Source organism: Candidatus Limimorpha sp., assembly GCF_056203535.1.
Window position 1 is genome coordinate 1 of sequence record NZ_JBADWU010000049.1, and the last position, 20,775, is coordinate 20,775.

The window sequence follows — 20,775 nt, forward strand, 5'->3', positions numbered from 1 at the left end:
CTCGCTTTCGGTAGGTGCATCGAGCAGTTTAGGGTCGTTTTCGCAGGCATAACCCTTATGTATTAATAAGGTGGCATCGCCGCCATCGTCAACGATGAGGTCCGGACCTGTTCCATCGGGGAAAGTGATGGCGCGTTTGGTGCACCACCAGTAATCTTCAAGCGTTTCGCCCTTCCAAGCGAAAACAGATGTACCCGTTTCAGCGATTGCAGCAGCGGCATTATCCTGCGTTGAGAAAATATTGCAGCTGCACCAACGCACCGTTGCGCCTAATTCAACCAATGTTTCAATCAAGCAAGCGGTTTGAATAGTCATGTGGAGAGAGCCCATAATCTTGGCACCCTTCAAAGGCTTTTCCTGACCATATTTCTTGCGCAAGGCCATGAGGCCTGGCATTTCGTGTTCGGAAACTTCAATCTCCTTTCTTCCCCAAGCGGCAAGACCCATGTCGGCTACCAGATACGGAAGATCTTTATCTAACAATTTGCTGTTCATTATTTATGTTTTAATTTGAAACTGCAAAAATAAGAATAAAATTATTACCACCTGCGAAATGTTGCTTTTGGCTATTGGCCATTAGCTATTAGCCTTTAGCCATTAGCTATAGCCAAAAGCCATTTTTTACATTCGACAAAGCAAAAAATCACAACAAAAATCCCCAAAACGACATTTCAATTTACAAATTCAAATTATTGATATAAAATATGTTACAAAGATTTTGTTGAGAAATGTGTAGATATTGGAGATGGTTTTTCTTGGCGCATTTGACCCATCGCTATATTTTTGCATCACCTTTTAATCAACAAAAATACTATTTTAAGAATAACTACTTCAGAAAAGTCCGCAGGGATGCGGGCTTTTTTCATTTGTCGAGGATGTCGCTTTGCCGCTCGATGGAAGCCTGATGTATGGCTTCAAAAACCGAAACGACGAGTTCTTCGTTCAGACCAATGTCTTTTCCTGTGGCAATATGGTCGGCAAGGATTTTTTTCCATCTATCCATCTGCACAACCGTAACATTATTCTTTTTCTTGTAAGCACCAATTTGCGCACTGACATCCATGCGGCGCGAGAGCAATTGCAGCAGTTCACTATCGATGTCATCGATTTCGCTGCGCAAGTCGGCTAGGTCGCGCTCCACATTGCCCGATTTTTTTGCACGATGCACTATATTAATTAATAAGGTGTGCAATTCGGACGGAGTGATTTGCTGTCGGGCATCGGTCAAAGCCTGGTCGGGATTGCAGTGGCACTCGATCATCAAGCCATCTGAAGCCAAGTCGATGGCCTTTTGCGCCGTCTGCTGCAACAGTTCGCGGCAGCCGCAAATATGGCTTATGTCAGTAATGACAGGCACATTCAAGGTTTGCGTCAGTTCGATGGGAATCTCCCACATCGGGAAATTGCGGTAAGGTGTCTCCTTGTAATGCTGAAAGCCACGGTGAATGGCAGCCAAATACTGCAAACCTGCCTTTTGGAAACGCTCGAATGCACCCAACCAAAGTTTCAAGTCAGGCGAAACGGGATTTTTGATGAAAACGGGCACATCGCTGCCATTCAAGGCATCGGCCAATTGTTGCACCGAAAACGGATTGACCACAGTGCGGGCACCAATCCAAAGCGCATCGACATCATATTTCAAAGCCATTTTCACATGTTCGGGTGTTGCGACTTCGGTAGCCGTCAAGAGTTCGGTTTCCTTTTTCGCTTTCAGGAGCCATTTCAGGCCATCTTCTCCCCAGCCTTCGAAAGCATTGGGACGCGTGCGCGGTTTCCAGATGCCACCGCGAAGCACTTTTACCTCCGGGATTTCGGCCAAGCCACGAGCCGTAATCAAAAGCTGCTCTTCCGACTCCACGCTGCACGGACCGCTGATAATGAGCGGCTCCGACAAAGAGGAAAACCATGACTTGAGATCGAACATAGGTTACATTGATTAATGGCGCAAAATTAGGATATTTTTGGCAATTGTGGTGGCTGCTTTTGGGGAATCAATTTTGTTTCCTTTTAAAACTTGCTCATAAACTTTTCGCTGTCAACGATAAACCTTTCGTCCTGTATGATTTTACTCCTGTATGTTGTATTAAAACAGGTGTGAGTATGGCAATGACTTGATGTAACTTTCCATAAATTTGAAATCAGGTATGCCTTCTTGAGTTACAGGAAGTGGAATCATTGACTTCTCCATGATTTCCTTTGTCCATTTGTTGTTGAAAGCGTATTTTACACTCTCATTCTTGATGACCGTACAGAAAAACAGTGCAATATGTTGATTTATAGTGAATAATGGTGTCAAAATATTCACGTCATCTGTTGCCCAATAGGGCTCATCCTGATAAAATGCCTCACCGATTGAACCATTATAACACACGGAAATTGTCATTGGCGGGTTGATGTTGTCATCGTTACCAATGTGATTCGTAATGCCATTATTAAAAGCTGATGCTCCTACATAATTTATGTGCCCGTCTTTCTGATCTGACTTAGTCAGCCGTTGACCTTTTTCCACTTTGAACAGCTTGCCAATTTCAAAGCGTTTCCAACCATCAGTACATAGCTGCATTGGTGAAATGTTGCTACCATTCAGGATTTTTCCGTATTCAGGAAATAGCTCTGTCCCATAAAGCGTATGTTCCTTTATATTTTGGAAAAACTCAGCTTCATCGATATTCAACTTGAATAAGGCGTATGCCAAAGTCCGTTTCATGAAGTCGGCTTTAACGGGCATAGGGACGATGATTTCTTCCTGATAACTCAGATGCTCTTCGGGTTTAATCCATTGAATGGAACTGTGTCCGCTCTGTTTCCGAATGATTTCGACCCATGTTTCTTCGATGGTATCCCAGCGGTTGCGAATATCCTGACGACCTTGGTTTTTGATGGTTTCGAGTCCATCTTCTGCCATGTAGCAGGTGAAGATTTCCTTTTTTCCTTGCGGAATGCCTGCTGTAAATATGAAAATGCTTGTCGTGACGCCTGAGAAAATTTCCTTAGGCAACTTGATGATTTTTTCAAGTGTACATGATTTTAGCCATCGGCGGACACGGCTCTGAGCTTTTTCTAATTTGTTGTCGGGAAGAATGAATGCACAAGTCGTCCCTTTTTCTACGTTTGCCAGCACGTTGGCCACAATGTCTAAGCAGCCGTATTTGTTTTCAAACGGCGGATTCATCAGGACTTTTGTGATGGGTTTTGACTTTATCCAATAACCGGCATCGGTGGTACGGCTGTCCATGAGTTTCAGGTTGGTCTTACCATCCTTGTGTATGAGCATGTTGGCGCAAGCAAGAGCGTAAATTTCCCTGTCATATTCAATTCCGAACAACTGGGTCTGTGCAATTTCCGTAGCACGTTTGGTACTTGCACCGCCAGCTTCCTTGATCATGTTGCACATCGACTTGACGAGAAATGCGCCACTGCCGCAGGCTGCGTCTAAAACGAAGTCATTCTGTGTGGTGTCAGTGATGCGATACATGAAAGAAGTTATGTGATCGGGCGTGAATACCTGACCTGATTCGGACTTGGCTTTGTAGCGGTTGAATTCGTTGAAGAAAATGGCCATTACATCTTCTCCATTCCAAAAATCAGAGTTGATGTTGTCGGAGATTTGCGTTACATCAGCGATGAATTTGTTTATCGAATCCTGACTGCAACTTGCATTGAGCTTTATTTCTGAAAATACGTCAAGCAAAGTCTGTAACTTAATGTTTTTCGTCAAGTCGGCGGAAAACGAAGCTGCCAAAGTTTCACGAATGGAAGTGGTGAACATGCCGAAAGACATTCCTGCTGACAGAGGTGCTCCAAAGCGTTTTGCAACGAGGGCACAAGCTGTGAAAATCATTCGGTGATACAGGTTCTTGATGACAAAATTGAAATGCAGCGTGTCGTTGATGCTTCGTGTCAGCGAGTAAATCAAAGCCTTGTCAATCTTGTTGGTGGCGAATAAATTGAGATAAAATTCCTTGGCCTTCAGGTCACTGGCAACATTCGCTTGTGCTAAATCTTTGTAAACTTCAATTTCATAGCCATTGAAAAGAATGCCAACGACATGATTGTATTTGGTGAGTGTGATTTTGATGTTTTTAATCAGTTCGGCACGTTCCTTGTCTCCGAATTTCACGTTGCTTCCTTTGACTTCCAGAATGAGTGCGGGAAAATGTGTTTCATTCGGGAGATACCAACCGTCAGGGCGGTCTTTTATACCTGCAAAACCGAGTTTGTTGAATGATGTCAATTGCCCGACACCTGCTTGAACAGATTCCGTCGGTTTCAAATCAAGCGTGGTGCGTGCTAAGTCACGGACTTCATCTTCGGTCATTTCGTATCTCATACTCTCGTTTTTCACCGTGCAAAGATACTTTTTTTATTCAAAACTTGCTCATAAACTTCGCACTGTCAACGATAAACCTTTCGTGCGTGCCTTCGCCGACAAGAGTTTCGCCATCGTAGCATTTCACTTCAAAAACCAAACGGCGGCGGTCAATCTCTATGAGCTTTGAGTCGCAACGGACGACATTTCCAACGGGACTTGCCTTCAAATGGCTGATGTTTACCTTTGTGCCGACGGTAGTGTTCGTTTCGCCAATCTTGTCTTTCACGCTTTTCAGGCAGGTCATTTCCATCAAGGCAATCATGGCCGGAGTGGCGAAGACTTCCAGTGCGCCGGAGCCGTAAACGGCAGCAGTGTCTTTGTGCTGAACAGTAATGGTTTCGCTATGTGTGCTGTTGAGTAATTCGGTTGTTTCCATTTTGATATTCTGATATTCAAGTTGTTATTTTTGTCAAGAATTAGAGAATTAGAGAACTTTTTCCGACAGTGTCCTACTTGAAGTTGGTGCTTCGCACGAGAATTTTTGGGAATTGTTTTATGCTCCTTGAGCTTGCGAAAGGCTCAAATTCGAATATGCTTCTGTAGCGTGTTGTCCGTTAGGCTTCTCAAATTCTTTAATTCTTGACATGAAAAAGTGTGTCCATTCAAGTTTTTAATCAAACATGACGCGTGGGTTCATGATGTGTGGATTGCGCCATTCGATGCCATATTTGGCCAAAACGTTTCTTTTGGTGTTCCAATATTCAAAGCAAAAGCCCATGCCTTTCGGCTTGTTTTTCGTCAGTTCGTAGCAGCGTTTTTCCACTTCGTAAATGGCGTTTTCCCATTCTTCGGTGCGTTCAATCGGGTCAAATTTTAGAGTTCGGCCGTTTTTGCGGCACCAGTCTTCCATGCTGATACTCAGATCGATGTAATCAATCAGTTTTTGACGGTGTTTCTCAATGTCGTCGGGCTTGAGGTCGCGGACATAACTTTCCTTGTCGCCTTCGTAATGGTCGAAACTCATGTCGATTTCCAAATCCTCATCGGAAATCAAACCGAAAAGCGACTGTTGGTAATCTCTGATTTTCAACGACAGACGTGGCATTTGCTCTTCCTGATAATTTTCCATCATCATTTCCAACATGAAAATGCGGGAATATGGCGTAAATTCTTCGCCATAGCGCAAAGGCATCTCTGAAAACAGGTCCAACGCCTCCTGTATTAGCGGATAATTGCGCCAGCCTTCCATGTAAGTACTATGGTTTTTGACCATTTCCTTATAGATTTTGGCAATTCTTTTGATTTTTTCTTCCATGGTTTCAGATTTTAAAAGGAATGAAGATAACATTTCACTTGGCTCCAACGTCTGTTTTTCAAGTCGTCGGACGTCACGAGGAAACATAACATGCCACAGTCGATGAATCGCAAGTTCCAGTCGTCGTTTTCATCGATTTGAAGCAATGAAATATGTTCAGGAAACAGTTCCCTGATTTCGTCAAAATAAGGAAAGCCTAACAGCTTCGTATCGTCGTCGCAAGGTTCGGCTTTCTCAAAACTTATAGCCTCGGCTGGCCGACAGGCTGGAGTACCATCGTCATAAAGGATTTTGTGGGTGTGAAGATTCTCGCAAGTTGGGCTGTAAAGCACTTTGTAGTAAGGTGTTTCCCAATTGCCCATGCCAGGGTAGGCGAGGGTGTCATGGTCACCCAAATAGTAATCCATGGCGGCGAAGAAATAAAGCATCCCTTCGTGTGGAAGAAGGTTTTCGGTGTCGAAAGGCGCAATGTCTTCGCAACGGATTTGACAAATAAAAGTGAGCGGGTCCTCGTATTGGTCACCATCGTCATTGACAGTGATTTCGGGATAGTCCAAATTGTCGGGCATATCGGGGAATCCCCACCATTTGCTTTGCCCCGTGAGGTCGCTATCTGATTTATGGAAACTTAGTTTGATTGACATGCTGTCAGGATTTCAAAAGTTCAACAATTTGTCCGGCAAGGCGACTGGTTCCAACGCGGAAGAGGTTTTTGTTAAGCCATTGCTCGCCAAGGATACCTTTCACCAGATAATAATAGGTCATGGCATCTTCAGGCGTTTTCATGCCGCCGGCAGGTTTGAAACCTACTTTTTTGCCCGTTGTTTCATAGTATTCCTTGATGGTGTCAATCATGATGATGGCAGCCAAAGGTGTGGCGGCAACAGGCACCTTGCCCGTCGAAGTCTTGATGAAATCGGCACCTGCCAGAATGGCCAACTCGCTGGCTTTGCGGATGTTCTGAACGGTTTTCAATTCACCCGTTTCGAGGATGACTTTAAGATGCGCATCCTTGCAGATCGTCTTGATAGTCTTGATTTCGTTGAAGACTTCATCGTAGTTTCCAGCGAGGAAAGTGCCGCGCGAAATGACCATATCCACTTCGTCGGCGCCTTGCTCAACACAATATTCCACTTCTTTGACCTTCAAGTCGAAAGGCATTTGTCCTGAAGGGAAAGCGCAAGCCACCGTGGCGACATGAATGCCACTGCCCGCAAGCAATTGCTTGGCTTGCTTCACGAATGGACTGTAAATGCAAATGGCTGGTACCGAAAGGTAAGGTTCTTGCTTCGGAAAAGCCAATGCCTTGGCACAAAATTCGTTGATTTTCTCTTCGTTGTCAAAGGCTTCCAAAGTCGTGAAATCGATGCTTTGGAAAATGCATGCCAAGGATTCCTTGCGGTCAGATATTTGTGTTTGTTCAGCGACAATCTGCTCAATGCGCTCCTGAAGCTGTTCTTCGGTGTATTCGTAGGGTTTGAAATTCATGATATTAGGATTTGTTGAGGCAAAAATATGCTTTTTACTTGATTTTGCAAAGGTAATCTTGCAGCAATTCTTCGATTGTGGATTTCATTCTGTATTTCCAATGGTTTTCAGGATTGGCCGGCACGTTGATTTGGTCGTCCTTCGGGTCGGCCGACCAATTGCTTTCGTCGGTGTCGAGCAAATCTTGAATAGGGAAAATATTCCAGCAAGCCGGACTATCCATAATCCTCTCAATCACCATTTTAATGGATTTTGAAGAAGGCGTTTCTCCTTCCTCAGTCAGCCATGCACGAAGTGTCGGCATATCGTGTGTGCCCGTTGTGAACACACTATTCATAGGCATATCTTCGGTTTGCACCGAGGCATGGCCGAAAACCTTCGGCATCCGCTCCACCTCAAGGCTTTTGATGCCCAACTGCTGCATCACCTCGGGAACAGTGGCGGGAATCATGCCAAGGTCTTCGCCACAGGCAATCATTTCCGTTGCACCTATTATTATTGGCAACTTTTCCAATGCGCTTTGTTTCCAAAACTCGTTGTGGCGATGATAGAAAAAGTCGTCGTAAAGCCTATCTATGGCGGTCTTTTGCTTCTCATCGAGCGTTTTATACAAATCCGTCTTCTGCAAGGCGATGCGCGGATGGAATTTGTCCTTTTGGTATGAATCCCTGATGAAAAGCGTTTCCAAATCATTGGTCACATGTTTTTCTTCATCGAACTGAAAACCAAAGGTTTCAATCTCGTTTTCCGACAAAGGCAAGGCCGGATTGAAATGTCCCAACAAGCCTGATTTCTTGCCTTTTGGAATTTCCCAAATGCGGAAAAAGCCGAGAACATGGTCGATGCGATAGGCATCGAAATAGCGTGCCATGACCTGCAAGCGACGACGCCACCAAGCAAAGCCATCACGCTTCATTGCAGTCCAGTTATAAGTCGGGAAGCCCCAATTCTGTCCCTCTTCGGCAAAGTCGTCGGGCGGCGCACCAGCCTGGGCATTGCTGTTGAACAAATCGGGGTTGCTATACACATCAACACCTTGCGGATTGACACCGATGGGCAAATCGCCTTTCAGCATGATGCCTTTGGAATGTAGATAGTTTACAGCCTCACGCAACTGCTTGTCGCAATGGAATTGCAGGAAATAATAGAACTCACGGCAACCTTCGCCAGCATGTTCCGACCAACGGCTGACATCTGTCGTATTGTTGGCATCGCGCCGTGCGCAGAAATCGGCGTAAGGGACAAGCCAATCCTCGTTTTGTGCAAAAAACGACTTGAAACATTCATCCTTTTGCAACAACTCCCATTGCTGCGCGAAAGCGGTTTTTAGATATTCCCATTTGGTTTTCAGCACTTTCGGATAATCTACAAACGGAAGCAAATTGAGTTGTTGCTGCTCATCTTTGAAAAGTCCGTTCCCTTCAACACCCAAATCCTGAAGATTCAGATAAACCGGATTCAAGGCAAAAGCCGAAATGGCATTATAAGGATAAGAATCGTGCCAATCGAAATGCGCAGTGGTATCATTGATTGGAAGCAGTTGGATGATTTTCAAATTATTGGCCACACACCAATCTGCCAAATTCATCAAGTCGGGAAATTCGCCAATGCCGAAATCGCTATCGCTACGCAAACTGAAAAGCGGAACGGCAACACCAACCTTTTTCTCCATGGTTTCAGCATCAAAAGCATCCCAGACCGACTTTGAAGCTTTCCAACAACGGTTTTCCCGCGACTCCCATCTAATTTGTCCGTTTTCCTTGATAATGTATTTATATTCAACGGTTTCCGACTCGTCCAATTCAACGGCAACAGACCAATAGCCATTGTCGACATAACGCATTGCAAGCGCCTTTTCGGGTTTCCATGAGCCTAAAGCATCCATATTACCCGTCAAGAACAATTCTTCGCCCCAATGACTATCATATTTAAGTTTGAATTTGATTTCCATAAGTCAAAGATTGATAAGCCATTGCAGGTAATTTGCAGGCGTAATGATACTTGTTGAATTCGGATGATAGGTCTCAAGGAAAATGTTTGGCAATTTTGAATTACCTTTTTTCTCGTTCCACTTCATTTCGAAAAGATGAAGTTGGCCGTCGTTTTCTTCGATATAATCGATTTCTTGTTTTTCGGTCGTGCGCCAGAAATAGCTACGCACATAACGCTGTGAATAATGATTGTTTTTCAGCCTTTCCGAAATGAAAAAGTTTTCCCACAAAGCGCCATTGTCATTTCTCATACTTAATGGTGCAAAGTTTTGGATGACAGCATTTCTGATGCCATTGTCGTAAAAATAGATTTTCTTGCCTTTGGTCAGCTCCGTTCGGATATTTCGGTTGAAACTATTGAGTTGGAACACAATGTAGCATTTTTCCAGAATGTTAATGTACTTTTCAATAGTCTTGCTATCAATTCCAACGGTTTTTGACAATTCGTTGTACGAAACTTCGCTTCCCACTTGTAGCGCTAAGGCAACGAGCAATTTGTCTAAAACGGCAGATTTCCTGATACCCTCCAACTCTAAAATATCCTTGTATAAATAGCTTTCAGTCAGCTCCATAAGTGTTTTTTTAGCTTTCCCTGGGTTGCAAATCACGTTGGGGTAGGAGCCGAAAATAAGCCGACTTTCCAATCTTTGTTTGACGGAAATTAGGCCTTCCGACTGATAGATTTCCTGAGTCGAGATTGGAAACAACTGATATTCGAATTTTCTTCCGGTAAGAGGTTCGTTTAGCCGGTTGCGCAGTTCAAATGCTGACGAACCTGAGACCAATAGCTGAACATCAGGCAAGTTGTCTGTTATCAGTTTGAGCGTCAGGCCTATGTCTGCAACGCGCTGTGCTTCGTCAATGATAACTGTTTTGTTTTCGCCGATCAACATTTTCAGTTCGGTGAAATTGCAGTTGCTTAATGTGTCGCGTGTCTCTTTGATGTCACAGTTCAGCCAAAGCACGTTTTCTTCAAGGTTTTCCTGCAACTGTTTCAGCAAAGTTGTTTTCCCCACTTGTCGCGCCCCAAGCAACAGTAAAGCCTTGCCATTGTGCAGCTCTGATTCGAGTTCTTTTTGTAATGATCTTTTAATCATAATAATAATGCCTTCTTTTTGCTTGCAAAAGTAGTCAAATTTTATTGTATTCCAAAAAAACGGCAATATTTTTGGATTGTATTCCGAAAAATTGACAATATTCTTGGATTATATTCCAAAAAAATGGCAATATTTTTGGATTAGGAATGTGTCAGCCTGCAATTGGCGATGGATTTTACCTTTTTTAATGGATTTGTTTTCGTTGAAATGAAAATAATCCTATTTTTGTTTTTTAAATCCATCGATATGACCACATTCGACTTTTTCAACATCCTTTGCTCCATTCCGAAATCCTTGCGTTTCAACTTGCATTATTTTCCTTTCGTCACGGCCATCAAAATGCCTGTAATCGTTTCGCACCGCACTTTCCTACGCGAAATGCATGGCAAAGTGAATTTGCCAGAAAACATTGAAACTGCGATGGTTAAAATCGGCTTTGGCGATGTAGGCCACTACGACCGCAAACGCTCGCGCACCATTTGGCAGGTGAGCGGTGAAGTGAATTTTGCAGGAAAGGCAAGCATCGGTCACGGCTCGAAGATTTCGGTGCGTGGAAGACTGAATTTAGGCAATAAATTCAACATAACTGCTGAAAGCACAATAGTTTGCGCCAAAGAAATCACTTTTGGGAATGACTGCCTTATGAGTTGGGATGTGCTGGTGATGGACACGGATGAGCATCCTATATGTAATAAGGAGCACGAGCGCATCAATCCTGACAAACCAATTACGGTTGGCGACCACGTTTGGATTGGCTGTAAGTGCGTCTTGCTGAAAGGTGCGGAAATTCCGAATGATACGGTTTTGGCAGCAGGAACACAATTGCGCTCGTCTTTCGCAGGCGAAAATCAGATTGTTGGAGGCAATCCGCCCGCCATTCTGAAACGCGATGTGACTTGGGAACATGCTGAATGAAAAATGTAGAGACGTAGCGTGCTACGTCTGAAAATGCAATTGAAAAAGAGACGTAGCACGCTACGTCTCTACAGATTGGTTGTGAAAATTCACCCTTGTTTTTATAAGGTTTCAATCACCTTGCAGAGGTTTTCGAAAATCTGAGGAATTTCGCCCACGCCATTCACTGGATGCAAGTTGCCTTTGCCTTGGTAGAAATCGAGGACTGGGCGTGTCTTGGCTTCGTATTCCACGAAACGGTGCTTGATGGATTCGAGGTTGTCATCGGCACGGCCACTGGTCTTGCCGCGTTCAAGCATACGCTCAATGAGCATTTCTTCGGGCACTTCAAGACTGAGGACGCCAGAAAGATTCATGTTGAATTTCTTCATCATATCGTCGAGGATTTCGGCTTGCTTCACGGTGCGTGGATAACCATCGAACAGAAAACCAGCCGATTCGCGGTTTTCTGAAATCTTCTTTTCAATGATTTTTGCCACGATTTCATCAGAAACGAGGTTGCCTTGCCCGATGATTTCCTTGACTTGAAGACCTAATTCGGTTTCAGCGGCGATTTCTTCACGCAGGATTTCTCCTGTCGAGATGTAGGTCAGATTGTATTTTTCGCGCAGGAATTGTGATTGCGTTCCTTTGCCGGCTCCTGGGGGGCCAAATAAAATGATGTTACGCATGATATTTTGATTTAAAGATTTAATATTCAATGATTTAAAGATTTATTTGTGGACGATTAGACGATTTGATTATCTGACTTATAGAACAATTTTGAAAACCGATAACTGTAAACTGATAACTGAAAACCAACAACCTTTCATCTTTTATCTTTAACACTTTTCCCTTTCCACTTCAACCCCTTAATCACTCGATAATCTTATAAATGTCTGGTAAATTGCGTCCCTGTTCGTTGTAGTCAAGGCCGAAACCGACGATGAATTCGTTGTCGATATCCATGACTTTGTACTGAATCGGAAAATCGCATTTGAACAGCTGAGGCTTGAAAAACAAAGTGGCGACCCGAACATCGGCTGCACCTAAATCGTTGAGTTTGTGAATGGTGTAGTTGATGGTTTGCCCAGTCTCGATAATGTCTTCAACGATAACCACATGACGGCCTTCGATGGAATGGTCCAAGCCGATGAGTTCCCTGACTACGTTGGTCGATGCAGTGCCGCAATATGATGACAGTTTCACGAAAGAAATCTCGCAAGGAATGGTCAATTTCTTGAAAAGTTCGGAAGCGAACATGAAGGCTCCATTAAGGATTACAAGAAACAGCGGATTCTTTCCTCTCATGTCGTTGCTAATCTGTTCGGCGATGGGTTGTATCTTTTTTTCTATTTCTTCCTGCGGAATATAAATGGAAAATTCCTTGTCTAAAACTTTTACTGTTTTCATTGTCAGATGGTTATGAAATCAATATTTCCGTTTGCATTGTCTGACAAATATACAAATTGAATTTGTTGTTTCGCCATAAAAGAGAAAAAACTATTTTTGCAAGTGGAGATTTGTGGCATATATTTGCCTCAATACTCCAAACTCCTAATTCCTAACACCTAAATAATAAGGTATGAATCCGATAGTTAGCATAATCATGGGAAGCACATCCGACCTTCCCGTTTTGGAAAAAGCCGCTCAGTTTTTCGATGAGATGGAGATTCCGTTTGAAATGAATGCCCTAAGCGCACACCGTACGCCTGAGCAAGTCGAACAATTTGCCCGTGAGGCAAAAGGCCGTGGCGTTAAGGTCATTATTGCTGCCGCTGGCATGGCTGCCGCTTTGCCTGGCGTGATTGCCGCCAGCACCACATTGCCTGTCATCGGTGTGCCGGTGAAAGGCATGTTGGATGGCTTGGACGCCATGTTTTCAATCATTCAGATGCCTCCAGGCATTCCGGTTGCCACCGTTGGCGTGAATGCTTCGCTGAATGCCGCCATTCTTGCTGCCGAGATGCTGGCTTTGGGTGATGCCGAAATGGCTGCCAAAGTGGAAAATTACAAGGCTGGCTTGAAAAAGAAAATCACCAAGGCCAATGAAGACCTGAAAGAGGTGAAATACAAGTTTAAGACGAATTAAGGCTTCAGGATTTTCCTGCAAGTCGTGTAAATGAATCCTTCTTTTAAGCAAGGATGCGTTTCTATTTCCAGATTTGACAACAATTGCGGGGTGAGCAAATCCCGCAAATTGTTTGTTATGCCTTCGCCTGAGCATTTCAGCACGGCTTCCTTGATAGTCCAAAGGCGGATGAATTCGGCATTGGAATTGGCTGATTTCTCAATGCTTGCAATTTCCTGAGCGTTGCAGCAATAATGCAACAAACTGTCGCTGATGCCGCGTTCCACCGCTTCGATGTCGCAACCGACTTCTGTCGTGCCGTCAATCACGCAGAGTATGCCTTTCTTGCAGTGACTGAGGTTGAAATGAATGTCGGGATGTTTGCGCAAAATGGGCTTTTCGTTTGCGATGTAGTCAAATTCTATTTCTTCGTCAATGCCGAAATCGTTTTTCAAGCCGGTTTTCAGCAGAATGAAAGCCGCAGCGCATTGCACCCTGCCCATGAGGAATTTGTAGCGCAAGGCTTGTTCTTTTCTCCATTGCGGCAGAAGCGGCAGCATTTCTTGCTCGAATTGCTCCTGCGTTACGCTTTCAGGATTATGGAAAAGATAGGTCTTCATGAAAAGTCAAAATATCAGGTTTTCGTTTGAGCAAGGCGAGAAAAACATAATGTAATAGATTGGAAGATAGGTTATTCCTTTTGCCTGTTTTACTTCTCTTCCATTATAAAGGACATACGCTTTCTTGATGTTGTAATCGGGATTTGCAAGGAATTTGTCCAAGGCTCTGTGGGTGGAATAGTCTTTCCCTGATTTGATTTCCATTGGAACGGTCGACAAAGTGCTGTAGTCATCAATCAGGAAATCCACTTCTCCGTTGGTTTTATTGTCGTAATAGGAAGGATTGAATCCATGGGCTTTCAGTTCGGAAGCGACAACCGATTCGTAAACCGAACCCAGATTGATACATTTCTCATCATCCAGAATTGGCTTTATATTGTTGTGATAGAGCAAGCTAGTCAATATTCCAACATCGTTTAAATATAACTTGACGAGGTTTTTCTGCATTGATTCCAGCATGGGAAAATGCGGATTTGAAACGGCGTGGACTTCGATGGCAATCCCTGAATTGGTGAGATATTCAAACTCTTCCATGTAATCGGAACTGCGTTTCCATCGTTTTCCTTCGAAATCCTGATAGAAAACGCGCTTTTTCCTGTTTTCCATGTACGACGGAATCAAATCATAGATTTTCCTGATGACAAGTGAATTTTCGTTGTCATATTGGGAGGCGTCTTCCTTGTAAAGCCGATGGACTTCGTTTTGTATATTCCTGACATTGACAATGTTGTGCGTTTCCAAATAGGCTTTCACGGCATCAGGCAATCCTCCAACAAGCAAGTATTTTTTAAAGAAATCGAGAAACACGTTGTGCATGGATTCATCAAGGCTCTGCTCGGAAAGAAATTGTGCTTTCAAATGCTCAATGGCTGGCTCACCAACGCCATTTGCCCATAGAAACTCTTCAAAATCAAGCTGGTACATGTCGACAATTTGGATTCTTCCTCCAGGAATGGATAAGATCTTCCTTAGAGTAATGCCTAATAATGAGCCACTTACTATATATTTGAACTTGTTTTCATCGGTGAGGAATTTCAAAAGCGTCAACAATTCGGGATAGGCTTGAATTTCATCAATAAAGACCAAAGTGTTTTCTCGGTTCCCTAATTTTTCACCGGCAACGGTGCTAAGTTTGAGGTAGAAATCCGTGGTTGATTTCACTTCAGCAAACAACTTCTCGCCATGGCTGTCTTCAAGCATGTTTATTTCGATGAAATTCTTGAAACAAGACTTCCCCTCATGGCGAATAATGTAGGATTTTCCTATCTGTCGTGCCCCTTCTATGATGAGTGTCTTGTTAGAATTATTCGTAAGATTCTCTTTTATAGTGCTTTGTATCTTTCTTTTGTACATAAAACCTCGCTTTTTCCAATTGTTTTATGTGCAAAAATACACTTTTTCCATTATTTTAACCTATAAAAACCTCGCTTTTTCCATTTTTTTAATCGTAAAAAACCACGTTTTTCCTAGATTTTTAATATTGAAGGCAATGCTTTTTCAGATTTTTCTAATCATCATCAGGCCATCCCTTACAGGAAGCAACACATTTTCGACGCGTGTGTCGTCCGTCACCATTTGGTTGAAGCGGATGATGGCTTGCGTGTCGCGTTCCTTGGTGTTGGCGTTCAGTACTTTGCCTTCCCAAATCACATTGTCGGCAAGAATGAAGCCTCCGTTTGAAACCTTATCAATAACTAAATCATAGTAAATCGGATAACTGATTTTGTCGGCATCAATGAAAACAAGGTCGAAAGGACCGGAAAGGGTAGGGATAACGCTTTTGGCATCGCCCAAAACGAGGTCGATTTTACCTTCCACATTTGCCTTGGCGAAATATTTCCTGATGATGTCCTCGTATTCCTCGTTGGCTTCAATGGTGGTGATTTTGCCATCTTCATCCATGCCACGTGCCATGCAAATGGCAGAATAGCCTGTGAATGTGCCGATTTCAAGCACGTTTTTTGGCTTCAGCATCTGGCAGATGAATTGCAAAAAACGTCCTTGCACCTGTCCCGAAGCCATGCGAGGATTCATCACATGCAAGTTCGTTTCGCGATACAATTCCTGCAACACCGCATCGGCTGGCGTGGTATGATTTTCGATGTATTCGGATAAAACGTATGGGTCAATCATAAACATCTTTTCTTTTTGCAAAGGGTGCCGCTCGCTGGCTCGCTTTACCCTTTGCTTATATAAACTGCCCTTTTAGGGCGGACACGTTTCCAAAATCTACTTCTCGTTTCCTTTTCTTCTTTCCTCCTAATTCCTAACTCCTCACTCCAAACTTATTAACTTTCCACTTCAATCCTCTTTTCCTTCAAAAATCAGTGTGCTCAGTTGTTTTTTGTCAAAGACAAGATTTGCAGTTTCCATAATATCGCCAGCCGTAACGGCATTCACCTTGCGGATAATGTCTTCCATATATTCCAAAGGTTCGTTCATGATGACGGAGCGTGTGATGGAAAGCAATTCGTTCATGCCCGACTCGTAGCCCAAAGCCACCTGCCCGATGATTTGCTGTTGGGCGTGATTCAATTGCATTGAACCGAGTTTTTGATTGCAAATCTTATCCAATTCCTTATAGGTCAGTTCGATAGACCTGTCAAGCGAATCGGGATCGACACCCATGTAGATGCTGATGAGGCCTGTGTCGGAATAGGCGTTGTATTGCGATTCGATGGTGTAGGCAAAACCATATTTCTCGCGAATGTTAAGGTTGAGTCTCGAACTCATGGCGGGACCGCCCAAAATGTTGTTGAGCAAGACGATAGGCATTTTCAGCGGACTGTTGTATTCGGGTGCCATGCCGCCAATCATGCAGTGACTGAGGTGGTTGTGCCTTTCCGCCTTGATATATTGCGGCTTGTAGTTTGTGAACGGCACACGCTGCTTTTTCACGATATGAGCCGGCTGTTCGCCAAAATAACTCATGGCAAGCCGCTCGAAATCCTTGAAGCTGATGTCGCCAATCGTACCCAACACGATTTGGTCGGTGCTGTAATTGTTTGCCATGAAACGACGAACATCTTCGCGCGTGAAGCCTTTCACCAATTCAGTGGTTCCCAATATGTTCCTGCTCATCGGATGGCCTTTGAACATCATCTCCTCAAACACATCATAGATTTCGTCAGAAGGCGAATCCAAATAGGAGTTGATTTCGTCGAGGATGACTTCCTTCTCCTTGGTCAGTTCGTTTTCTGGGAAAGTTGAATGAAAGGCGATGTCGGCAAACAAGTCGAAAGTGCGCTTGTAGTGCTGTTTCAGAAATGAGGCTTGCAGACAGGTCTCTTCCTTGGTGGTGTAAGCATTCAGGTCGCCGCCGACATTGTCGAGACAACTCAAAATGTGGTAAGCCTTGCGGTTTTCGGTGCCTTTGAAAATGGTGTGCTCAATGAAATGCGCCATGCCGTTTTCATGGTCTTCTTCATCGCGCGAACCTGTGTTCACCATCAGGACTAGGTGGGCAATCTCTCCGCTTTTTTGCTTGTGAATCAGCCGAATGCCGTTTGGCAAGACCGATTCGTTATATTTTTCTTCTTGCATGTTGACAAATTAGAGGCGGCAAAAATACGGATTCTATTGGCAATTAAGGAATGTTTTTTGTTTTTTGATAATGTTTTGCCAACACCAATATTTTTTATCTTTGCCGTTCCAAATGAATACTAAACGCAGGGTGATTTGCGTTTGGTTTCTGTCAAAAAAAGTGGTACTATGAGAAATTTATTCATATCATTGATTTTATTGGGTCTTTCACTGAATCTGTTTGCCCAGGATGCGAAAGACATTAAAAAAGATCCTATTCCTGTAGCCATGTTTCAGGTGACATACGCGGCTCAGTTTCCGGCACTTGACACACGCAAGTTGTATGGTTTCACCAACACGATTGGCGGCAGCTTCATTTTCAAGACCGAAAACAATTGGCTTTTGACAGCAAACGGAAACTACATTTTCGGTCCAAAAGTGAAAGGCGACCCTGACGGCAATATGCTCGACCGCGTCTTCGTTTTTGGCGAAGGCATTACCACGACAGATGGCGAAATCACGGGCGGCAGCGGCAATTTCACTAGTCTTGCGCTTTATCAGAGAGGAATGCACTTTCAGGCTGAAATTGGAAAACTGTTTCCTTTCAAGCCCAATCCTAACAGCGGCTTTTTCGTTCAGTTTGGCGCAGGCTATCTGAGAAACCGCATCCGCGTTGATTATCAGACTGAAATGTACAACACGCCTTATCAGGTTAGCGGTGATTATCAATATGGTTACGACAGAATGCGCGGCGGTTTTGCCTGTCACGGCGAAGCTGGATATTTGATTTTGAGTGATTCGCGCATTTTCAATTTTTCTGTTTCTTTGGAAGTGACATACGCCCGCACCCGCGATTTGCGCGATTATGATTTCCGCGTTTTCACCAATCCTGAAACGGGTGTCATGGAGCCTGTTGGTCACACTGATCCTAATAAACGTTACAATGATTTTTATTACGGCATACGCTTGAGTTGGAACATCCCGACTTATCAGCGTCAGCCTGAAACTTTTTATTACGATTAAAAAGATGAGATTCCTTTATACATTGGCCATTCAGATTTATGAATTTGGCGTTAAAATGGCGGCCCTTTTCGGCAATCAAAAGGCGAAATTATGGGTTGATGGTCGTCGCTCATTGCCTGAAAATCAGCCGAATGATGGCGATTGGATTTGGTTTCACGCATCATCATTAGGCGAATTTGAGCAGGGGAGACCTGTCATTGAGGCTTTGAAGTCGCAGTATCCGCAATACAAAATACTGTTGTCGTTTTTCTCGCCTTCGGGCTATGAAATCCGAAAGAATTATCCGTATGCCGATGAAGTGGTCTACTTGCCTTCCGACACACCGAAAAACGCTCATCTCTGGTTGAAGCGGCATCATTTTGTGGCGGCTTTCTTTATCAAGTATGAATTTTGGTTCAACTACATGAAGGCTTTGAAAGACAATGGTATTCCGTTGTTTTACATATCTTTGATTCTGAAATCGAACCAGTATTTCTTTCAATGGTATGGAGGTTGGTTCCGCAAACAATTGCAAAGCGTGACGCATTTCTTCGTTCAAGATGAACGGACGGCTAAATTGCTGCATTCCATTGGATTAGACAATTCGACAGTGTGTGGCGATACCCGTTTCGACCGTGTGGCGGCTATTGCCCGGCAAGCCAAGCCTTTCCCCGAAATCGAAAAATTCATCAATGGCCGTAAATGCATTATAGCGGGAAGTTCGTGGCAACCTGACGAAAAGCTTTTGGCGAAATGTATCAAGCGTTTGCCTCACGATTATTGTTTCATCATGGCGCCGCACGACATTTCCGATTCGCATATTGCACAAATCAAGAACTTGTTAGAATCTGATTATCAGCTTTATACTGAATTTGATGCTGATAAGGAAAGCAAGGTTCTGGTGCTGAATACCATTGGAATCTTGTCGCAATTGTATCAGTATGCGCGGTTTGTTTATATTGGTGGTGGTTTTGGTGTCAACATTCACAATATTCAGGAACCTGTGACTTTTGGCTGTCCGGTTATTTTCGGGCCGAAATACAAGAGTTTCAAGGAAGCTGTTGATTTGGTTGGTCTTGGCGGTGCATTTTCCATTTCCAAACAAGTGGGATTGAATTACATTTTCGGTCGTTTGCTGAATGATGAAGCTTTTTATCAACATGCCTCAAAAGTCTGTAAAGACTATGTTTTGTCACAAATTGGAGCGACTTCTGCCATTATGAAAGGCTTTTCGCAACTTTTTTTTGATGATAAAGCGTAAAAAATTTGTTATTTAAATTTTAATGCCTAATTTTGAAGGCTGTTTTCCATGTTGGAAATCAGCCTAATAAATTACGCCTATGCAAAACTCTACTTCAACCCCACAGAATCCATTGGTTGGCATCACACATGGTGATTTCAACAGCACTGGTTATGAAATCATCTTGAAGGCTTACGCCGACTTGCGTTTGCTGTCTGTCGTCACCCCACTTTTGTATGGCCAGTCGAAGATTTTTTCCTATTACAAGAAAAATTTCGGTATGGAGGAATTCAACTATTCCTTGACCCGTGATGCGCGTCAGACATGGAATCAGAAATTCAACATTTTGAACATCGTTGAGCATGAGTTGAAGATAGATCCTGGCATTCCTACCGAATTGTCAGGCGAAATGGCTGTGAAGTCGCTGAAAATGGCTTCCGACGATTTGCGCAATGGCTTCCTTGATGCCTTAGTGCTGACTCCAGCCAATCCATCGACGATGAAATCAGACAAATACGCTTTCAACAGCCAGATGAATTTCCTTGCCTCCGCTTTGGAGATGAAAATGCCTTTGCTGATGGCGGTTTCCGACAGATTGAAAATCGGTATGGCGACAAGTCATATTCCATTGAGCAAAGTGCCGGAAATGATTACCAAGGATTTGGTTTCAGGCAAATTGAAGGTCTTTTCAGATACTTTGAAAAAGGATTTCGGCATCAATGCGCCGAAGGTTGCCGTTTTGGGTCTCAATCCTCATGCAGGCGGTTTCGGTCTTTTTGGCGAGGAAGACGAAAAGGTCATCAAGGTGGCTGTTGATGAAGCGCGAAGCAAAGGTTTGTATGCTTTTGGCCCGTTTGCAGCAGATTCTTTCTTCTTGAGCGATGCCTGGTGCAAATACGATGCGGTGCTTGCCATGTATCATGATCAGGCCATGTTGCCTTTCAACTTGCTTTCGGTTGATGCGGGTGCCTATTATCTGGCAGGTTCGCAATTTGTCTGTACGGCTCCTGTCGCTGATTGTGATTTTGAGCATTGTAATCAGAATGAGGCTTCGCCTGATGCTTTCCGTAAGGCTTTGTATTTGGCTTGCGATGTATTGAAGCGTAGAAAAGGCGAGTGATTCATTCTTTACCGTGACTAAATGTGATGAAAAACCATTGATTTGGTCATGGTTGTTTTTGCCATAACCATGAAAAAAGGAGACCTTTCGGCCTCCTTTTTGA

The 20,775-nt window shown here is 43.7% G+C and carries 20 protein-coding genes; 5 read left to right on the forward strand and 15 right to left on the reverse strand.

From position 1 onward, the window contains the following. The 9 genes from AC06MN_RS05760 to AC06MN_RS05800 form a co-directional block, all read right to left on the reverse strand. A partial coding sequence (locus tag AC06MN_RS05760; RefSeq protein ID WP_475671401.1) for an adenosylhomocysteinase occupies positions 1-495 on the reverse strand: 495 nt, incomplete at its 3' end. Positions 496-862: 367 nt separating this feature from the next. Then, a complete protein-coding gene (locus AC06MN_RS05765; RefSeq protein ID WP_475671402.1) occupies positions 863-1,924 on the reverse strand; it encodes a chorismate mutase in 1,062 nt (353 codons plus the stop codon). Between the two features lie 159 nt (positions 1,925-2,083). After that, complete coding sequence (locus tag AC06MN_RS05770) at positions 2,084-4,330, reverse strand: N-6 DNA methylase (RefSeq protein WP_475671403.1); 2,247 nt, start codon at positions 4,328-4,330, stop codon at positions 2,084-2,086. A 37-nt stretch (positions 4,331-4,367) separates the two neighbouring features. Continuing rightward, entirely contained in the window at positions 4,368-4,748 is a 381-nt protein-coding gene (locus AC06MN_RS05775) for a thioesterase family protein (RefSeq protein WP_475671404.1), read from the reverse strand. Between the two features lie 234 nt (positions 4,749-4,982). Further along, entirely contained in the window at positions 4,983-5,627 is a 645-nt protein-coding gene (locus AC06MN_RS05780; protein ID WP_475671405.1) for a hypothetical protein, read from the reverse strand. 11 nt (positions 5,628-5,638) lie between these two features. Then, positions 5,639-6,271 (reverse strand): DUF1963 domain-containing protein, encoded by a 633-nt coding sequence (locus AC06MN_RS05785; RefSeq protein ID WP_475671406.1) that lies wholly within the window; start codon positions 6,269-6,271, stop codon positions 5,639-5,641. 4 nt (positions 6,272-6,275) lie between these two features. Continuing rightward, a complete protein-coding gene (gene deoC / locus AC06MN_RS05790) occupies positions 6,276-7,115 on the reverse strand; it encodes a deoxyribose-phosphate aldolase (RefSeq protein ID WP_475671407.1) in 840 nt (279 codons plus the stop codon). A 34-nt stretch (positions 7,116-7,149) separates the two neighbouring features. Continuing rightward, the gene (locus AC06MN_RS05795) at positions 7,150-9,066 is read right to left on the reverse strand and encodes a 4-alpha-glucanotransferase (protein WP_475671408.1); all 1,917 of its coding nucleotides are present in this window, start codon (positions 9,064-9,066) and stop codon (positions 7,150-7,152) included. A 3-nt stretch (positions 9,067-9,069) separates the two neighbouring features. Continuing rightward, positions 9,070-10,203: an ATP-binding protein gene (locus tag AC06MN_RS05800; protein ID WP_475671409.1), complete on the reverse strand. Its 1,134-nt coding sequence runs from the start codon at positions 10,201-10,203 to the stop codon at positions 9,070-9,072. Positions 10,204-10,449: 246 nt separating this feature from the next. On the opposite strand from AC06MN_RS05800, the gene AC06MN_RS05805 reads away from it, so the two are divergent. Next, positions 10,450-11,118: an acyltransferase gene (locus AC06MN_RS05805; protein ID WP_475671410.1), complete on the forward strand. Its 669-nt coding sequence runs from the start codon at positions 10,450-10,452 to the stop codon at positions 11,116-11,118. A 101-nt stretch (positions 11,119-11,219) separates the two neighbouring features. On the opposite strand, the gene AC06MN_RS05810 is transcribed toward AC06MN_RS05805, so the two are convergent. Next, positions 11,220-11,789, reverse strand: coding sequence for an adenylate kinase (locus AC06MN_RS05810; RefSeq protein WP_475671411.1), 570 nt, complete (start codon positions 11,787-11,789; stop codon positions 11,220-11,222). A gap of 184 nt (positions 11,790-11,973) precedes the next feature. Continuing rightward, the gene (gene hpt, locus AC06MN_RS05815) at positions 11,974-12,510 is read right to left on the reverse strand and encodes a hypoxanthine phosphoribosyltransferase (RefSeq protein ID WP_475671412.1); all 537 of its coding nucleotides are present in this window, start codon (positions 12,508-12,510) and stop codon (positions 11,974-11,976) included. 172 nt (positions 12,511-12,682) lie between these two features. Here hpt and purE point away from each other — a divergent pair, with 172 nt between their 5' ends. Then, positions 12,683-13,189, forward strand: coding sequence for a 5-(carboxyamino)imidazole ribonucleotide mutase (gene purE, locus AC06MN_RS05820; protein WP_475671413.1), 507 nt, complete (start codon positions 12,683-12,685; stop codon positions 13,187-13,189). Here purE and AC06MN_RS05825 read toward each other — a convergent pair. From AC06MN_RS05825 to AC06MN_RS05840, 4 genes are all read right to left on the reverse strand, one after another. Next, positions 13,186-13,788 (reverse strand): 4'-phosphopantetheinyl transferase family protein, encoded by a 603-nt coding sequence (locus AC06MN_RS05825; RefSeq protein WP_475671414.1) that lies wholly within the window; start codon positions 13,786-13,788, stop codon positions 13,186-13,188. The genes purE and AC06MN_RS05825 overlap by 4 nt on opposite strands. Positions 13,789-13,794: 6 nt before the next feature. Beyond that, positions 13,795-15,141, reverse strand: a complete 1,347-nt coding sequence (locus tag AC06MN_RS05830) for an ATP-binding protein (RefSeq protein WP_475671415.1) — start codon at positions 15,139-15,141, stop codon at positions 13,795-13,797. A gap of 144 nt (positions 15,142-15,285) precedes the next feature. Beyond that, positions 15,286-15,921 (reverse strand): O-methyltransferase, encoded by a 636-nt coding sequence (locus AC06MN_RS05835; protein WP_475671416.1) that lies wholly within the window; start codon positions 15,919-15,921, stop codon positions 15,286-15,288. A 168-nt stretch (positions 15,922-16,089) separates the two neighbouring features. After that, complete coding sequence (locus AC06MN_RS05840; protein ID WP_475671417.1) at positions 16,090-17,331, reverse strand: M16 family metallopeptidase; 1,242 nt, start codon at positions 17,329-17,331, stop codon at positions 16,090-16,092. A gap of 168 nt (positions 17,332-17,499) precedes the next feature. Between AC06MN_RS05840 and AC06MN_RS05845 the strand changes: the two genes are divergently transcribed. From AC06MN_RS05845 to AC06MN_RS05855, 3 genes are all read left to right on the forward strand, one after another. Then, on the forward strand, positions 17,500-18,333 hold the full coding sequence (locus tag AC06MN_RS05845; protein WP_475671418.1) for a hypothetical protein: 834 nt from the start codon (positions 17,500-17,502) through the stop codon (positions 18,331-18,333). A gap of 4 nt (positions 18,334-18,337) precedes the next feature. Further along, the gene (locus tag AC06MN_RS05850) at positions 18,338-19,573 is read left to right on the forward strand and encodes a 3-deoxy-D-manno-octulosonic acid transferase (protein WP_475671419.1); all 1,236 of its coding nucleotides are present in this window, start codon (positions 18,338-18,340) and stop codon (positions 19,571-19,573) included. Between the two features lie 79 nt (positions 19,574-19,652). Beyond that, positions 19,653-20,672, forward strand: a complete 1,020-nt coding sequence (locus AC06MN_RS05855) for a PdxA family dehydrogenase (protein WP_475671420.1) — start codon at positions 19,653-19,655, stop codon at positions 20,670-20,672. Positions 20,673-20,775 lie beyond the last annotated feature (103 nt).

Coding starts and splice junctions, on each gene's coding strand:
- AC06MN_RS05825 (WP_475671414.1), bottom strand. CDS start 13,788: ATGAAGACCTATCTTTTCCATAATCCTGAAAGCGTAACGCAGGAGCAA.
- AC06MN_RS05805 (WP_475671410.1), top strand. CDS start 10,450: ATGACCACATTCGACTTTTTCAACATCCTTTGCTCCATTCCGAAATCC.
- AC06MN_RS05845 (WP_475671418.1), top strand. CDS start 17,500: ATGAGAAATTTATTCATATCATTGATTTTATTGGGTCTTTCACTGAAT.
- AC06MN_RS05830 (WP_475671415.1), bottom strand. CDS start 15,141: ATGTACAAAAGAAAGATACAAAGCACTATAAAAGAGAATCTTACGAAT.
- AC06MN_RS05800 (WP_475671409.1), bottom strand. CDS start 10,203: ATGATTAAAAGATCATTACAAAAAGAACTCGAATCAGAGCTGCACAAT.
- AC06MN_RS05775 (WP_475671404.1), bottom strand. CDS start 4,748: ATGGAAACAACCGAATTACTCAACAGCACACATAGCGAAACCATTACT.
- purE (WP_475671413.1), top strand. CDS start 12,683: ATGAATCCGATAGTTAGCATAATCATGGGAAGCACATCCGACCTTCCC.
- AC06MN_RS05840 (WP_475671417.1), bottom strand. CDS start 17,331: ATGCAAGAAGAAAAATATAACGAATCGGTCTTGCCAAACGGCATTCGG.
- AC06MN_RS05780 (WP_475671405.1), bottom strand. CDS start 5,627: ATGGAAGAAAAAATCAAAAGAATTGCCAAAATCTATAAGGAAATGGTC.
- AC06MN_RS05785 (WP_475671406.1), bottom strand. CDS start 6,271: ATGTCAATCAAACTAAGTTTCCATAAATCAGATAGCGACCTCACGGGG.
- AC06MN_RS05810 (WP_475671411.1), bottom strand. CDS start 11,789: ATGCGTAACATCATTTTATTTGGCCCCCCAGGAGCCGGCAAAGGAACG.
- AC06MN_RS05835 (WP_475671416.1), bottom strand. CDS start 15,921: ATGATTGACCCATACGTTTTATCCGAATACATCGAAAATCATACCACG.
- AC06MN_RS05765 (WP_475671402.1), bottom strand. CDS start 1,924: ATGTTCGATCTCAAGTCATGGTTTTCCTCTTTGTCGGAGCCGCTCATT.
- deoC (WP_475671407.1), bottom strand. CDS start 7,115: ATGAATTTCAAACCCTACGAATACACCGAAGAACAGCTTCAGGAGCGC.
- hpt (WP_475671412.1), bottom strand. CDS start 12,510: ATGAAAACAGTAAAAGTTTTAGACAAGGAATTTTCCATTTATATTCCG.
- AC06MN_RS05770 (WP_475671403.1), bottom strand. CDS start 4,330: ATGAGATACGAAATGACCGAAGATGAAGTCCGTGACTTAGCACGCACC.
- AC06MN_RS05795 (WP_475671408.1), bottom strand. CDS start 9,066: ATGGAAATCAAATTCAAACTTAAATATGATAGTCATTGGGGCGAAGAA.
- AC06MN_RS05855 (WP_475671420.1), top strand. CDS start 19,653: ATGCAAAACTCTACTTCAACCCCACAGAATCCATTGGTTGGCATCACA.
- AC06MN_RS05850 (WP_475671419.1), top strand. CDS start 18,338: ATGAGATTCCTTTATACATTGGCCATTCAGATTTATGAATTTGGCGTT.